This window comes from Janthinobacterium sp. EB271-G4-3-2, assembly GCF_020858035.1.
GTDB classification, from domain to species: Bacteria; Pseudomonadota; Gammaproteobacteria; order Burkholderiales; family Burkholderiaceae_D; genus Janthinobacterium; species Janthinobacterium aestuarii.
Map to the genome: position 1 here is coordinate 195415 of NZ_JACYMG010000004.1, position 14602 is coordinate 210016.

A 14602-nucleotide genomic window follows, 5' to 3' on the forward strand; every position below is an offset into this window, starting at 1 on the left:
GAACGGTTTCAGGAGTCCATGGCGGCGTTGCAATGCCTCGTCGTGCAGTTGCACTGCCTTCGGCAATGCGCCTTGCCCTGAACTGTTTCAGGAGTCCATGGCGGCGTTGCAATGCCTCGTCGTGCAAGTTGCACTGCCTTCGGCAATGCGCCTTGCCCTGAACGGTTTCAGGCGCTAGCGATAATATGTGCCGGCATCGCCCCGCGCAGCGCATTGCACACGACGATTGCTTCGGCCCGCGCCAGCATGGCGCGCGTGATGATGGTTTCCTGCGCGTTCCAAGCAGGATCGGCCAGCATGGCCGCGCGCTGTACGCCGGGCAGCAGGCCGCAGGACAGGGGCGGCGTGTGCCAGCGGCCGTCCAGCTGCACGAAGACGTTGCTGCGCCCGCCCTCCGTCAGCTCGCCCCGTTCATTAAAGAACAGCATGTCGAAGCCGCCTTGCGCCTCGGCCGCGCGCCAGGCCGCGTCATAGCGCGCGCGCACGCTGCTCTTGTGGCGCAGGAACAGGTCGCCGGCCGTCGTTGTATCGGGCGCCAGCATGACGTTGACCGTCCCCGGCAAGGCGCTGAGCGCGCCGCTTTGCGTCGTCAACTGGCCATCCTGGCGCAGCGCCAGGCGCAGGCGGAAAGGGACATCGTCGGGGCGTGCCGCGCAGGCCGCCTGCAGCGCGGCGCGGGCAGCGTTGGCATCCCAGGCAAAACCGAAGTAGGCGCTGGAGGCGGCCAGGCGCGCCAAGTGGCGCTCCTGCTGGCGGCAGCCATGGTCGCGGCTCGCGTGCAGGGTCTCGAACAGTTCGAAGTCGTTGCTCAGGCCCGTCAGGAAGCGGGCCTTGAGCTGGCATTCCGCAAATTCCTCGTGCGGGTCGCTGTCCAGGACGATGCCGGCGCCCACGCCCATCTCGCCGCGCCGGATGCCGTCAGGGCCCGCCGGCTGCAAGGCCAGGGTGCGTATCGGCACGGACATGCAAAAGTTGCCGACGGCCTGAGCGGAAGATGGCGGATCGAACCAGCCGATGGCGCCCGTGTAGATGCCGCGTGGCGCCGGTTCCAGTTCGGCGATGATTTCCATGGTGCGGCGTTTCGGCGCGCCCGTGATCGAGCCGCACGGATACAAGGCCTGGAAGATGTCGGTTAGCGTTGCGTCGTCGCGCAGGCGCGCCTGCACGGTGGACGTCATCTGCAGCACGCTGCTGTAGCGCGTCACCTCGAACAAGGCCGGCACCTTGACGGAGCCCGTGACGGCGATGCGGCCGATGTCGTTGCGCAGCAGGTCGACGATCATCAGGTTTTCCGCGCGGTTCTTCGGGTCGTTGGCCAGGGCGATGGCGCGGCGCGCGTTTTCTGCCATTTGCTCAGGCGGGGCGGCCGGCGCCGTGCCTTTCATGGGACGCGCCGTCAGCTCGCCCTGCGCGTGGCGCACGAACAGCTCCGGCGACAGCGACAGCAGGGCGCCGCCATCGGGCAGCATCACCAGCGCGCCATACGGTACGGGCTGGCGCGCGCGCAGCCGCGCATACAGGGCCAGGGGCGAGCCGAAGGCGTCGAAGCGCAAACGGTATGTGTAGTTGACCTGATAGGTGTCGCCGGCCACGATGTAATCGTCGATGCGGTGCAGCGCGCGCGTGAATTCGGCCTGATCCACGTTCGCGCGGATACCGGCCACGCCGGCCGGCGCGGCGTCCGCGTCGACGCGCGCGTCCAGCCACTGCGCCACCTCGTCCTGCGACAGCTGCGTGCAATGGTCAAAGACGAGCACTTGCGCCAGCGGCGGCGCGCCGGGATCTGCCGCGCGCGGCGGCATGGCCAGCAAGTGCGCGCCCAGCTCGTAGCTGCACACGCTGACGGCGTACTGGCCGCGTTGCAAGGCCTCTTGCAGCCCTTCGAGCAGGGCCGGCCACTGTTGCCCCTCGGTGCACCGCAAGACCGCCGCCAGGCCCGTGTACAGGCGCGAACCGGCGCCGGGTGTGCTGGCGTCGTCGAGCAGGGCGAAGCAGTCGGTATGCATGGGGACAGCCGCGGCGGTGACTTACCCCAGCAGCATGGCGATTTGCAGCGCCGCTTCCTGGGATGGGTTGATCTTGAAACCGCTCTTGGCGTAGCGGTGCCAGCGTCCGATGACGAAGCTGACGATCAGGGTGGCGCGCGCCGCCACTTCGCTTTCCTTGCCATGGCCTTCGGCGGCGGCCACGCGCAAGGCCTGCTTGAGCGCCAGTTCCACGCGGTCGTAGAACTGGTTCATGCGCACTTGCAGGCGCTCGTCCTCATTGACCAGCGCGTCGCCGATCAGTACGCGCGTCATGCCCGGATTGCTGATGGCGAAATTGAGCAGCATGCCGATGATGTCGCGCGTCTGCGTCATGCCGTCGCTGTGCTTTTCCGCGATCTGGTTGATCAGGCCGAAGACGCTCGACTCGATGAATTCGATCAGCCCTTCGAACATTTGCGCCTTGCTGGCGAAATGGCGGTACAGGGCCGCTTCCGATACGGTCAGTCTGGCCGCCAGTGCGGCGGTGGTGATCTTTTCGCCTTTCGGCTGCTCCAGCATTGCGGCGAGGGCCTGAAGAATTTGTAGCCTGCGTTGGCCCGGCGGTGTGCTTGCCATATTTTCTCTTGTCGTTAAAAAAAATGCTGCCTTGATGGGGAGGTCCGTCACCGCCGCTAGCGGTGCGGCTTCCAGTGTCAACCGGAAGCCCAGGAATCCCCTTCAACGCAGACGGTGAAGGCGGCGTGCCAAATGCCGGACAGATTTTACTTTGACATCGACGTAAGCGGGGCGATTTAACGCCTTGGGCAACTTCGCCACGCCGATCGGATCGGCCATTTTCAGGTATTGCGTGATCCAGGCCGTGCGCAGGCCCAGTTTTTTCGCACCCTTGAGGTTGGCCAGCGTATCTTCCACCAGGATGCAGCGGCCAGGGTGGATGTGGTGCTTGCGCATCAGTTTGCGCAGCATCAGGGTCGATGGCTTGGGCCGCAGCTGGCGGTGCACATGCATCGCCTCGATGGCGACGTGGTGTGAAAAGTGCCGGCGCAAGCCCAGGTGGCGCATCACGTCGCTCGAATAGCGCAGCGGCGCGTTGGTGAGTAAAATTTTACGGCCAGGCAGGCGTTTGAGTAAAGCCCCCAGTCCCCGCTCGGCGCGTATCATCGCGCGCAAATCGTCGAAGGCATGCGTCTCGTGCAGAAAATGCGCGGCCTGCACCTGGTGGTGCTTGACCATGCCCAGCAAGGTGGCGCCATAGCGGCGCCAGTAGGCCGCGCGCGCCGCATTGACGACGGCGTCGTCGGCCGGCGTTACGCCGTCGCCCAGTACGCGGGCAATATAGGTATTCATATTGGCCGTGATGGTGGGGAAGATGGCGTGCGAGGCATTGTGCAGCGTGTTGTCGAGGTCAAACAGCCAGACCGGCGACGAGCGGTTAAGATGGGACACAGGCACAGGAGTCTTTGCTAGCGAGAGAAGATGAAAAATTCAACAATCAGGAAAACCATGCGACGCCAGATTATAGTGATGTTTTGCGGATTATTCTTGCTGCCGTTGCAGTCGGCCTTGGCGGAAGCGCCTTCCGTGGCACAAAACCGGGGCGCCCTGTTCAAGGTGCGGGATGCCAGCCACACTCTGTTTTTGTTCGGCACCATCCACGTCGGCGCGCCCGACTTTTATCCGCTCGAGCCGACCGTGACGCAGGCATTGAACGGCGCCGGCGCGCTGGCGCTGGAGATCGATCCCGGCGCCGATCCGCGCAAGGCCGTCAGCGCCGTGCTGAAATACGGCATGGAGGCGCCGGGCAGCAAAGTACCTGCCGACTGCCGCCAGACTTTGGCGCCGCGCCTGGCGCCGCTGTTGCAAAAATACGGCATTCCTGTCGCATCGGTGGCGCCGATGAAGCCGTGGATGCTGGCCAGCGTGCTGGCCATCGGCGAATTTTCCACCTTGGGCTACCGCTCCGACCTGGCCGTCGACAATTACCTGTCGCAGCAAGCCAAGGCGCGCAAGATCCCCGTGGTGGAACTCGAATCGATGGAAGGCCAGATGGCGCTGTTCGGCGCCATGTCGCCACTCGACCAGTGCCGCTTCCTGGAAGACGGCGTGGCCTCGATCGAAGACCAGGAACAAAGCCAGGAAGCGCGCGAGATCGCCGATGCCTGGCGCACGGCCGACGCGGCCGCCTTCGACAAGCTGGCGGCAAAGGCGGCAACAGACCCCTCGTTCGCCGCGCAGTTCGTGCAGAAGGTGTTGCTGGACGGCCGCAACCCAGCCCTGGCCGACGGCATCGCCAACTTGCTTGCGCGCGAAAAGTCCAGCCTGGCCGCCATCGGCGTGCTGCACCTGGTCGGAGCGAAAAGCGTGCCGGATTTATTGCGCAAGAAAGGCCTGAAGGTCGAGCGGATTTATTGAACGGCAGAAGCGATGACGGCAGCTCAGCCGCGCAAAACACGCGGCAGAGTAGATGAAAAGTGTTCAGGGCAAGGCGCCGAGACGAAGACAGTACGCATGTACGGCGATGCGAGGCAACGCAGCCATGGACATTTTTCAGATACGGGGATATAAAGTTGGTGCCCTTGACGTGGATCGAACACGTGGCCTCTCCCTTACCAAGGGAGTGCTCTACCACTGAGCTACAAGGGCATAAAAAATCGGCGCTGGGTGAATTGCGCCGAATTATTTTTTAGTGCGAACGGATCATAGTACCAAAAGCCTGCTCGGTCAACACTTCCAGCAATAATGAGTGTTCGATGCGGCCATCGATGATGTGCACCGTGTTCACGCCGGACTTGGCGGCGTCGAGCGCGGACGAGATCTTCGGCAGCATGCCGCCCGAGATCGTGCCATCGGCGAACATCTCGTCGATTTCGCGCGCCGACAGGTCGGTCACCAGGTTGCCCTGCTTGTCCTGGACGCCGGCGATGTTGGTCATCATGATCAGCTTTTCCGCTTTCAGGATTTCCGCGATCTTGCCCGCTACGACGTCGGCGTTGATGTTGTAGGCCTGGCCATCCTGGCCGAAACCGATAGGCGAGATGATGGGAATGAAGGCATCGTCCTGCAGCGCCTTGACGACGGCCGGATTGATCGCGTCGATCTCGCCGACGAAGCCGATGTCGAGGAATTCGCCCGGATGTTCGCGGTCCGGCATCTGCATCTTGCGTGCGCGGATCAAGCCGCCATCCTTGCCCGTCAGGCCCACGGCCTGGCCGCCGTAATGGTTGATCAGCATGACGATATCCTGCTGCACTTCGCCGCCCAGCACCCACTCCACCACTTCCATGGTTTCTTCATCGGTGATGCGCATGCCTTGCACGAAGGTGCCTTGCTTGCCGATTTTTTTCAGCGCGTTGTCGATCTGCGGTCCGCCGCCGTGCACCACGACCGGGTTCATGCCGACCAGCTTGAGCAGGATGACGTCGCGCGCGAAGCCGTGCTTCAGGCGTTCGTCCGTCATGGCATTGCCACCGTATTTGATGACGATGGTCTTGCCGTGGAAATTGCGGATGTAGGGGAGGGCCTCGGCCAGAATCTGCGCCTTGATTTGCGGCGACACCGCCGTCAAGTCGTCATTCATGTCCAGGTTCAAGTTAGCTAGTTGATTCATGGCGAGTCCGGAAAATAGATTTGTGCGATTTTACAGGGAAGAAGAAAATCTTGGAGGCATTATAGGGCGATCTTGTTGTATTTTCCCTGATGATCCTATAGTCTGGCCCGATATGTCCCCCAGCCAGCCCTTTTACTGCCCGTTACATCTGCGTCCCATCCCGGCGCGGCATGACACACACTTGCCAATTCACACACAGCCATGAGCCAGTGCAGCCTGTGCGGCGCCACTTTCCAGTGCGGCCAGCTTGACCCGGACGCCAAGCAACCGTGCTGGTGCGTGGCCCTGCCGCCCGCCATGCCCGTGCCCGGCGGCGCTGCTGCGGGCTGCTGGTGCCCCGCCTGCCTGCAAGCCCATATCGCCACTTTGACGCCGCCTGCAAAAGTCCCGACAGCGGCCAAATAAGCGCATCGGCATACTTTTTCCTTTGCAAAAGACCTTGCATTTTGTAGGGGAATACGGTCAGACTTCGACCTTCAAGAATTTCTTATAGGAAAGTTATGCGCTTCAGGGATATCAGTATCGGCGTGCGCATCAATGCCGGTTATGCCATGTTGATCGTGCTGATGCTGGTCGTCATCGTTCTCTCCGGCAGCCGCATCTATGCCATCCGCGCCGAGACCGACGATATCCTGCAGCGCGACTGGGTCGCCGCCAAGGCCACCAGCAAGATCCACGGGCTGGCCCGCGAAGCGGCCACGCGCATCGGCAACCTGCCGAACCAGCACGAGCTGGCGCTGCGCCAGGCGAACCAGGCGCGCCTGGAAGCGATCAAGCAAGGCATCGACGAGCAGGTGCGCATCCTCGACGGCCTCGATGCGCGGCCCGAGGAACGGCGCCTGCTGGAACAGATGCACCTGGCGCGCGCCGACTACTATGTGTCGCTCAAGGCGATGTTCGAACTGGTCGAGCGCGGCGAGCATGCCCGCGCCGAGCGGGCCATGCAGACGCAGACCTTGCCCGTGCTGGAAAAAGTGCTGCTGTACGTGGGCCAGCTCGACGACTTGCAGCAGCAGCTGATCCGCGACAGCGCCGCACGGATACGCAACGACATCGACACCTCGCTGCTGCTGATGGGCGGCATCGGCCTGGCGGCCTTGCTGACGGGTCTCGCCTTTGCCTGGTCGGCGCGCTCGATCACGCGTCCGCTGGGCGAGGCGGTGGCGATCGCCACGCGCGTGGCCAATGGCGACCTCAGTTCCGTCATCGAAGTGACGTCGCGCGACGAGACGGGCGAATTGCTGCAGGCGCTCAAGGACATGAGCACCAGCCTGGCCGTCGAGCAGGATCTGCGCCACGCCGTCGAAGTGGCCGAGGATGCGACCAAGATGAAATCGGACTTCCTGGCCAATATGTCGCACGAAATCCGCACGCCGATGAACGGCATCATCGGCATGACCCACCTGGCGCTGCAGACGGAACTGACGTCGACCCAGCGCAACTACCTGGAGAAGGTGGAATCGGCTTCGAAGAACCTGCTGGCCATCATCGACGACATCCTCGATTTCTCGAAGATCGAGGCGGGCAAGATGGCCTTTGAAAAAGTCGATTTCTTCCTCGAGGACGTGCTGGCGCAGATCGCCGACCTGTCCGTGATGCGCGCGCAGGACAAGGGACTCGAACTGCTGTTCGACATCGCCCCCGACGTGCCGAACGCCTTGCAGGGCGATCCGCTGCGCCTGGGCCAGGTGCTGATCAACCTGACCAACAACGCGATCAAATTTACGGAGAAGGGCGAGATCGTCGTCACCATCCGCCTGCAGCAGCTGGAGGAGCATGCGGCTGTCTTGCGCGTGGACGTGCGCGACACGGGCATCGGCCTCACGCCGCCCCAGCGCAGCAAATTGTTCCAGGCCTTTACCCAGGCCGACACCTCGACCACGCGCCACCATGGCGGCACGGGCCTGGGGCTGACCATCAGCAAGCGCCTGGTGGAAATGATGGAAGGCGAAATCGACCTGGTCAGCGAAGCGGGCGTGGGCAGCACCTTTTTCTTCACGGCCCGCTTCGGCCTGGCCGCCGTGCCGCGCGATAATTTGCTATTGCCACAGCAATTCCACGGCCTGCGCGTGCTGGTGGTCGACGACAACCCCAGCGCGCGTGAAATCTTCGTCAGCATGCTGACGGCGCTGGGCTTCGAGGCGCGTGCCGTGTCGGGCGGCGTGCTGGCCATCGGCGCCGTGGCGCAGGCGCGCGCCGAGGGGCGGCCGTACGGGCTGGTGCTGATGGACTGGAAAATGCCGGGCATGAACGGCCTCGATACCCTGGCCGGCATCCGCGCCGATGCCGCCGGCATCGATGCGACGCCGGCCTGCATCATGGTCACGGCCTTCCATCGCGAAGCGCTGCTGGAGGCGGCGCGCCAGCGCGACTTGCCGCTCGACGGCGTATTGAACAAGCCGATCAGCGCCTCGACCCTGCTCGACCAGATTGCGTTCGTGTTTGGCGGCGTGACGGGACAGAGCCGCAAGACGCAGCGCCAGAGCAGCTACCGCGACGACGAGCGCGCCCTGCGCGGCGCCTGGCTGCTGCTGGTCGAGGACAATGAAGTGAACCAGGAAGTGGCGCAGCATATCCTCAACGACGCCGGCATCCGCGTCGACATCGCGGGCAATGGCGCCATCGCGCTGGCGAAGATCGCGGAAAACGCCTATGACGGCGTGCTGATGGATTGCCAGATGCCGGTGATGGACGGTTACCAGGCGACGCGCAAGCTGCGCCAGGATCCCCGTTATTCGAACTTGCCCGTGATCGCCATGACGGCCAACGCCATGGTGGGCGACAAGGAAAAATGCCTGGACGCCGGCATGAACGATTTCATTGCCAAGCCGATCGACGTGGCGCAGCTGTTCGGCACCCTGGCGCGCTGGATCGCGCCGGCCGCGCCGCAGGAAATGGCGGCGGTGGCGGCGCAGCCGGAAGCGGAGCTGCCCGTGATCGCCGGCCTGAAAATGGCGGAAGCCATGCGCCGCGTGGGCGGCAATGCCGCTTTGATGCGAAAATTGCTGGACCGCTTCGTGGAAACCCAGTTCGACGCCATGCAGCGCATCGTTGCCGCCATCGAGAACAACCAGCTGGAAACGGCGATCCGCGAAGCGCATACCCTGAAGGGGCTGGCCGGCAATATCGGCGCCGGCGGCCTGGCCGACAGCGCCGCGCGGGTCGAGCACTTGCTCAGCCTGGGCTCGCACGACGGCTTGCCGCAGGCGCTGGCCGCCTGCACTTTGGCGCTCGACGAGCTGGTGCCGAAGATCGTGCTGGCCATGCAGTCGCGCGGCCATGCGGCCGAGGCGGGCGGCGCGGCGCTGGCGCACGTGGCGCCGGTGGACCGGGCGCGCCTGGAAGCGGGCTTGCGCGAACTGTCGCAGCTGCTGCAGCAGGACGATGCGCAAGCCGTCAAGCACCTCGACGGCATCGGTCCCGTGCTGGTCGCGGCGGGGCAGGCGGAACATGCGCGCCAGTTGAAGCGCATGCTGGGACAATACGATTTCGAAGGCGCGCTGGCGCAGCTGGGCGAAGTGGCCGATGCGCTGGAGCTGACACTGTGAGAAGGATAATGATGCAGAACGAAGGACGGGCATGAGAGCGCCGGCAAGCAAGCCAACCATCCTGGTGGTCGACGACACGCCAGACAATATCGACCTGCTGCGCGCGGTGCTGGAAGACGACTACCGCACCAAGATCGCCGTCAATGGCGAGCGCGCCCTGAAGATCGCCGCCGGCGGCGACCAGCCCGACCTGATCCTGCTCGACATCATGATGCCGGGCATGAGCGGCTACGACGTGTGCCGCGCGCTGAAGGCCGATTCCGCCACGGCCGGCATTCCCGTGATTTTTGTCACGGCCATGAGCGAAGTGGCCGACGAGCAGCTGGGCCTGGCCCTGGGCGCCGTCGACTACATCACCAAGCCGATCTCGGCGCCCATCGTGCTGGCGCGCATCAAGACGCAGCTGGCGATGAAGCAGATGCAGGATTTCCTGCGCGACCAGAACCAGTATCTGGAAACGGAAGTGGAGCGCCGCGTGCAGGAAGTGGCGGCGCTGCAGGACGTCACCATCCACGCCATGGCCTCGCTGGCCGAGACGCGCGACAGCGAGACGGGCAACCATATCCGCCGCACCTCGCACTACCTGAAGGCGCTTGCCGAAAAAGTGCGCGGCTTGCCGCGTTTCCGCGATTTTTTGACGGACAAGAATATCGAACTGCTGTTCAAGACGGCGCCGCTGCACGACATCGGCAAGGTGGGCATCCCCGACCATATCCTGCTCAAGCCGGGGCGTTTCGAGCCGCACGAAATGGCCATCATGAAGACGCACACCACCCTGGGGCGTGACGCCATCCTGGCGGCCGAGCACGAGCTGGGCATCGAAGTCGATTTCCTCAAGTACGCGAAGGAGATCGCCTACAGCCATCATGAAAAATGGGATGGCAGCGGCTACCCGCAAGGGCTGGCTGGCGAAGATATCCCGATTTCGGCGCGCCTGATGGCGCTGGCCGACGTGTACGACGCCCTGATCAGCCGGCGCATCTACAAGCAGGGCATGGACCATGCGCAGGCCGTGCGGATCATCGTCGAGGGACGCGGTTCGCATTTCGACGCCGAGATCGTCGACGCCTTCCTGCAGATCCAGGACCAGTTCATCGCCATCTCCCACCGCTATGCCGACGGCGTATGCGAGATCGCCGACAAGCAGCGGCAGATCGCGCCCTACACCGACGACATCAGCTGACGGTCTTGAAGAAGCGCAGCATCTCGCGGCTCGCGTCCGGGCCTTTGCCGTCCGTATAGCTGCCGTTATCGCTGCCGCCGGACCACGCATGGCCAGCGCCGTGGATGACCCAGTGCTCGCCCAGCGGCGAGCCATCGGCCTGGCTGTGCATGGTGCGCGTATAGCGGTGGCCATTCGGCACGCTGCCGTCGATGGAAGCGGCTTTGGCCGCCTTGCCGCCCGCCTGGCTGCGCACGCCCTGGGCGATCAGCTCATCGCCATTGCGCGGGTTGACGGTGGTGTCGCGGTCGCCGTGAAAGACGATGATGGGCACGCCGCCGGCCGGCGCCTTGCGCTGGGCATTGGGCATGGCGCCGCCCTTCATGGCCGCCAGCGCCGACGGCAAGTCCTGCGCCGAGGCGAAAGGCAGGCCCGAATGCACGCCGACGGCGGCAAACAAATCCGGGTACAAGGTGCCGACGATGACGGCCATGGCGCCGCCCGCCGACAGGCCGGCGACGAACACTTCGCGTTCATTCACAGGATATTCGTCGATCACTTGCCGGGCGATGCCGGCGATCAGCGACGGTTCGCCCTGGTCGCGCTGCTGGTCGATGGCGTTGAACCAGTTCCAGCAGCGCGAACTGTTGGCACCCTGCGTCTGCGCCGGGTAGACGACAAAGCATTCCTTCTCTTCGGCCAGCGCATTCATCTGCGTGCCGGCCGCGAAGTCGTCGGGATTTTGCGTACAGCCGTGCAGCATGACGATCAGCGGCATGGCCTGGCCGTGGTAGCTGCTGGGGATATACAGCTTGTACGAACGCGTACCCGCATGGTTGCGGTACACGCCATCGATGAATTGCGCACCGGCGGGGATTTCCACCGGCGTGGCGGCCGGCGCGTTGAAGCCGGGCGGGTGGAAATTCGGCAGTTCGAAACTGGGCATGTCGAAGCTGTGCTGGCCCAGGCCGGCGGGCACGCCCAGGCGCGCCATGAAATCCTGCGCGAACTCCTGCGCCGCCTGCGCGGGCGTGGGCGGCACCGATGCCGCTTCCGGCGCGGCGTCAGCTTGCGGCTGCCCGGCCCGGGCCTGCGCTGGTGCCTGTGGCGGCGCAGGTGGTGGATTAATGTCGCGCATCGGCTGCGGTGGCGGCGTTTGCGTGGCGGCCGTTTGCGGCGCCAGGCCGGCGGCGGACAGCGCTTGCTGGATCGCTTCGGTGGCGGCGGCGGGGCCGCTGCCCATCAGATTACGGGTTGCGGCGCGCATTTGCGCCAACATGTTGAGAGGTAGTTTCATGACCATCCTTAACGGTGCCGCGTATCGGCCGGGTCATCGCCGCGAACCAATACGCTAGTGAATTCGCCCTGCGAGCGCCGTCTTGACGACGGTGCTGGCGTGCAGGGCACCTAATACGAAAATCGACTCGATGGTGGCCAGTGCCAGTTCCACGGAGACGTCGCTGGCGATGCTGGCCAGTCCAAGCACCTGTATCTGCAGGCGCTGGCCGGCTGCCTGGATCGCTTCCAGGTCGGCGCGCGAGTAATGCTGCATGCCCAATACCAGGCTTTTACGGGCGACGGTTTGTTTCACCACGTCGGCGTGCGTACCCAGTTGGTTGCGTATGGCCGTACGGATCAGATCCGTGCGGTTGGAATAAAATCCCTCCTGGACCAGCAGATCGATCTGCCCCAGGTCGATCAAGCCGAGGTTGATCGTGATTTTCTCGGATTCCCCAATTTTGGGCTTGCTGTCTTGCTTGGCCATATCTCTCCATAAACTCCACGTGGCATCCATTTGCCATCTGTATGGATGGTAGTATAGTTGTGTAATATCCTAAGTCAAGCAGGATCTGGCCTGATCGTGTTGTAGGACGGGCACCCGCAGAGGGAGAATGCAGCGCAAAATAAATTTCCGGAAGATGCGTTTTTGATCATTTTTACCCTGGAAAATATATCCACAGAAATATTGCATGCCGATGCCGCCGACTCGCCGGCGCCGTTTCGCGGCATAATGAAGCCTCCACGTTTACCGATGCCGCTCCATGATGGTCGCTACCCCACCTCCGCCAGCCGTTCCGCTTCCCTTGCCGTCGCCGGTACCGTCGCCCTGCGTCAGCCTGTGCAAGATGAACCGCAACAGCGGCTTGTGCGAAGGCTGTTTGCGTACGCTCGACGAGATCATTGCCTGGAGCAAGGCCGACGACGACTTCAAGCGCGCCGTGTGGGCCGAATTGCCAGGACGCGAATCCCTGCTCGATTTCGAGCCCGACTACTGAGGAAGCCATGCCGCGATCGCCAGCGCTGTTCCCCGATGCCATGCAGGTGTTCGAACGCGGCTGGCTCTCGTCGAACAACATCCTGTTCCTGGGCCGGGACGACACGGCCCTGATCGACAGCGGCTATGTCACGCATGCGCCGCAAACCCTGGCCCTGCTGCGCCATAGCCTTGCCGGCCGTCCGCTGGAACGCCTGTTCAACACCCATCTGCACTCCGACCATTGCGGCGGCAACGCGCTGCTGCAAGAGGAATACGGCTGCCATACGGCCATCCCCGTGTCGGAGGCGGACAAGGTGCGCGCCTGGGATGTCGATGCCCTGAGTTTCCAGGCCACGGGCCAGCAATGCCCGCGCTTCGGCTTTGACGCCACCGTCTCGCCCGGCGACACGTTGACCTTGGCCGACATGCGCTGGCAGGCGCTGGGCGCGCCGGGCCATGACCCGCACTCGCTGATTTTTTACTGCGCCGACGAGGGCATCCTGATCTCCGCCGACGCCCTGTGGGAAAACGGTTTTGGCGTGATCTTCCCCGAACTCGATGGCGGCTCCGGCTTTCTGGAAGCGCGCGCCACCCTGGATCTGATCGCCGGCCTGGACGTGCGCGTGGTGATCCCAGGCCACGGGCGGCCGTTCCAGGATACGGCCGGTGCCCTGCAGCGCGCCTATTCGCGCCTCGATTACCTGTCGTCCGATCCCGTGCGCAATGCGCAGAACGCCGTGAAAGTACTGCTGAAATTCCTGCTGCTGGAACGCCAGCGCATCGCCCTCGCCGACATACCGGCCCTGCTGCGCGGCATGCCCGTCTTCGAAGAGGCCAACCGGCGCTTCCTGCGCCAGGAGGCGGCCGCGCTGGCCGAGTGGGCCGTTTCCCAGTTGATGCGGGCCACGGCGGCGCGCGTCGAGGGTGAGTACTTGCTTAACGAGGGTTGACGCGCAGGCGCGATAAATTCAGCACGATCGTACTTTTTCTGCACTATAATCAACCTCAGTGTGTTTCTCATCCCGATCAACTTTCCAGCGAGTCCGCCATGGCATTGCCTGTTGCGTTGCAAAACCTCTCCTTACCCGTTATCGCTTCGCCGATGTTCATCGCCAGCGGCCCGGCCCTCGTCGCGGCGCAGTGCAAGGCCGGCATCGTCGGTTCCTTCCCGGCCCTGAACGCGCGTCCCGCCGAATTGCTCGACACGTGGCTCACGGAGCTGCAGGCCGAACTGGCCGCCTTCCAGGCCGCCAACCCCGATAAAAAAGTCGGGCCGATCGCCGTCAACCAGATCGTGCACCAGTCGAACGACCGCCTCGCGCACGACGTGGAAGTGTGCGTGAAACACCGGATCCCCATCATCATTTCCTCGCTGCGCGCGCCGCCCAAGGAAATGCTCGACGCCATCCACAGCTATGGCGGCATCGTGCTGCATGACGTGATCTCGATCCGCCACGCGAAAAAGGCGCTGGAAGCCGGTGTCGATGGCTTGATTCTGGTGGCCAGCGGCGCCGGTGGCCACGCGGGCACCCTGTCGCCATTCGCGCTGGTGGGCGAAGTGCGCAAATTCTTCGACGGTCCGCTGGCGCTGTCCGGCTCCATCGCCACGGGCGATGCCGTGCTGGCCGCGCAAGCGATGGGCGCGGACTTTGCCTACATCGGTTCGCGCTGGCTGGCGACCAAGGAATCGAACGTCAGCGACGGCTACCGTGACGCCATCGTGGAGTCTGCCGCGGCGGACATCGTCTACACGAACCTGTTTACTGGCGTGCACGGCAATTACCTGAAAAAATCGATCGAAGCGGCCGGACTCGATCCGGAAGCCTTGCCCGAAGCGGACAAGAGCGCGATGAATTTCGGTTCCGGCAGCGCCAAGGCCTGGCGCGACATCTGGGGCGCGGGCCAGGGCGTGGGCTTGATGGATGACGTGCCGAGCGTGGCAGAGATGGTGGCGCGCCTGAAAGCTGAATACGATGCGGCGCGCGCGCGGTTGAAGCTGTAACGCTGGTGGGTTTGTCGGATTAGCGCGCAGCGCGTAAT

Annotated in this window: 13 protein-coding genes and 1 tRNA gene; 7 read left to right on the forward strand and 7 right to left on the reverse strand. The window is 63.9% G+C overall.

Annotated elements, in window-relative coordinates:
• Positions 1-167 precede the first annotated feature (167 nt).
• The 3 genes from pabB to IGS55_RS11140 all read right to left on the reverse strand — a co-directional run bounded on the left by pabB (position 168) and on the right by IGS55_RS11140 (position 3440).
• Complete coding sequence (pabB, locus tag IGS55_RS11130; RefSeq protein ID WP_230516929.1) at positions 168-2006, reverse strand: aminodeoxychorismate synthase component I; 1839 nt, start codon at positions 2004-2006, stop codon at positions 168-170.
• A 21-nt stretch (positions 2007-2027) separates the two neighbouring features.
• Positions 2028-2603, reverse strand: coding sequence for a nucleoid occlusion factor SlmA (slmA, locus tag IGS55_RS11135; RefSeq protein ID WP_034752791.1), 576 nt, complete (start codon positions 2601-2603; stop codon positions 2028-2030).
• A 102-nt stretch (positions 2604-2705) separates the two neighbouring features.
• Positions 2706-3440, reverse strand: a complete 735-nt coding sequence (locus IGS55_RS11140) for a pyrimidine 5'-nucleotidase (RefSeq protein ID WP_230516930.1) — start codon at positions 3438-3440, stop codon at positions 2706-2708.
• A gap of 90 nt (positions 3441-3530) precedes the next feature.
• Between IGS55_RS11140 and IGS55_RS11145 the strand changes: the two genes are divergently transcribed.
• Entirely contained in the window at positions 3531-4400 is an 870-nt protein-coding gene (locus IGS55_RS11145; protein ID WP_230516931.1) for a TraB/GumN family protein, read from the forward strand.
• A 156-nt stretch (positions 4401-4556) separates the two neighbouring features.
• On the opposite strand, the gene IGS55_RS11150 is transcribed toward IGS55_RS11145, so the two are convergent.
• Together IGS55_RS11150 and argB are read right to left on the reverse strand one after the other, a co-directional pair.
• Positions 4557-4631, reverse strand: a tRNA-Thr gene (locus IGS55_RS11150).
• A 40-nt stretch (positions 4632-4671) separates the two neighbouring features.
• Entirely contained in the window at positions 4672-5565 is an 894-nt protein-coding gene (argB, locus tag IGS55_RS11155) for an acetylglutamate kinase (RefSeq protein WP_010393729.1), read from the reverse strand.
• Positions 5566-5796: 231 nt separating this feature from the next.
• On the opposite strand from argB, the gene IGS55_RS11160 reads away from it, so the two are divergent.
• The 3 genes from IGS55_RS11160 to IGS55_RS11170 all read left to right on the forward strand — a co-directional run bounded on the left by IGS55_RS11160 (position 5797) and on the right by IGS55_RS11170 (position 10326).
• Positions 5797-6000: a cysteine-rich CWC family protein gene (locus tag IGS55_RS11160; protein ID WP_230516932.1), complete on the forward strand. Its 204-nt coding sequence runs from the start codon at positions 5797-5799 to the stop codon at positions 5998-6000.
• A 95-nt stretch (positions 6001-6095) separates the two neighbouring features.
• Positions 6096-9143 carry a response regulator gene (locus IGS55_RS11165; RefSeq protein WP_230516933.1) on the forward strand — a complete coding sequence of 1016 codons (3048 nt, stop codon included), beginning with the start codon at positions 6096-6098 and terminating at the stop codon, positions 9141-9143.
• 31 nt (positions 9144-9174) lie between these two features.
• Positions 9175-10326: a response regulator gene (locus tag IGS55_RS11170; RefSeq protein ID WP_230516934.1), complete on the forward strand. Its 1152-nt coding sequence runs from the start codon at positions 9175-9177 to the stop codon at positions 10324-10326.
• On the opposite strand, the gene IGS55_RS11175 is transcribed toward IGS55_RS11170, so the two are convergent.
• Together IGS55_RS11175 and IGS55_RS11180 are read right to left on the reverse strand one after the other, a co-directional pair.
• Positions 10319-11602 carry an extracellular catalytic domain type 1 short-chain-length polyhydroxyalkanoate depolymerase gene (locus tag IGS55_RS11175; protein WP_230516935.1) on the reverse strand — a complete coding sequence of 428 codons (1284 nt, stop codon included), beginning with the start codon at positions 11600-11602 and terminating at the stop codon, positions 10319-10321. The genes IGS55_RS11170 and IGS55_RS11175 overlap by 8 nt on opposite strands.
• A 54-nt stretch (positions 11603-11656) precedes the next feature.
• Positions 11657-12070 carry a CopG family transcriptional regulator gene (locus tag IGS55_RS11180; RefSeq protein ID WP_034752801.1) on the reverse strand — a complete coding sequence of 138 codons (414 nt, stop codon included), beginning with the start codon at positions 12068-12070 and terminating at the stop codon, positions 11657-11659.
• Positions 12071-12347: 277 nt separating this feature from the next.
• Between IGS55_RS11180 and IGS55_RS11185 the strand changes: the two genes are divergently transcribed.
• The 3 genes from IGS55_RS11185 to IGS55_RS11195 all read left to right on the forward strand — a co-directional run bounded on the left by IGS55_RS11185 (position 12348) and on the right by IGS55_RS11195 (position 14564).
• Positions 12348-12581 (forward strand): DUF1289 domain-containing protein, encoded by a 234-nt coding sequence (locus tag IGS55_RS11185; RefSeq protein WP_070304433.1) that lies wholly within the window; start codon positions 12348-12350, stop codon positions 12579-12581.
• Positions 12582-12588: 7 nt separating this feature from the next.
• Entirely contained in the window at positions 12589-13512 is a 924-nt protein-coding gene (locus IGS55_RS11190; protein ID WP_230516936.1) for an MBL fold metallo-hydrolase, read from the forward strand.
• A gap of 98 nt (positions 13513-13610) precedes the next feature.
• On the forward strand, positions 13611-14564 hold the full coding sequence (locus IGS55_RS11195; protein ID WP_230516937.1) for an NAD(P)H-dependent flavin oxidoreductase: 954 nt from the start codon (positions 13611-13613) through the stop codon (positions 14562-14564).
• Positions 14565-14602: the final 38 nt, after the last annotated feature.

What these genes read in the sequence shown, in the direction of transcription:
- pabB (WP_230516929.1), bottom strand. Translation starts at nt 2,006, where the DNA reads ATGCATACCGACTGCTTCGCCCTGCTCGACGACGCCAGCACACCCGGC.
- slmA (WP_034752791.1), bottom strand. Translation starts at nt 2,603, where the DNA reads ATGGCAAGCACACCGCCGGGCCAACGCAGGCTACAAATTCTTCAGGCC.
- argB (WP_010393729.1), bottom strand. Translation starts at nt 5,565, where the DNA reads ATGAATGACGACTTGACGGCGGTGTCGCCGCAAATCAAGGCGCAGATT.
- IGS55_RS11160 (WP_230516932.1), top strand. Translation starts at nt 5,797, where the DNA reads ATGAGCCAGTGCAGCCTGTGCGGCGCCACTTTCCAGTGCGGCCAGCTT.
- IGS55_RS11165 (WP_230516933.1), top strand. Translation starts at nt 6,096, where the DNA reads ATGCGCTTCAGGGATATCAGTATCGGCGTGCGCATCAATGCCGGTTAT.
- IGS55_RS11170 (WP_230516934.1), top strand. Translation starts at nt 9,175, where the DNA reads ATGAGAGCGCCGGCAAGCAAGCCAACCATCCTGGTGGTCGACGACACG.
- IGS55_RS11175 (WP_230516935.1), bottom strand. Translation starts at nt 11,602, where the DNA reads ATGAAACTACCTCTCAACATGTTGGCGCAAATGCGCGCCGCAACCCGT.
- IGS55_RS11180 (WP_034752801.1), bottom strand. Translation starts at nt 12,070, where the DNA reads ATGGCCAAGCAAGACAGCAAGCCCAAAATTGGGGAATCCGAGAAAATC.
- IGS55_RS11185 (WP_070304433.1), top strand. Translation starts at nt 12,348, where the DNA reads ATGATGGTCGCTACCCCACCTCCGCCAGCCGTTCCGCTTCCCTTGCCG.
- IGS55_RS11190 (WP_230516936.1), top strand. Translation starts at nt 12,589, where the DNA reads ATGCCGCGATCGCCAGCGCTGTTCCCCGATGCCATGCAGGTGTTCGAA.
- IGS55_RS11195 (WP_230516937.1), top strand. Translation starts at nt 13,611, where the DNA reads ATGGCATTGCCTGTTGCGTTGCAAAACCTCTCCTTACCCGTTATCGCT.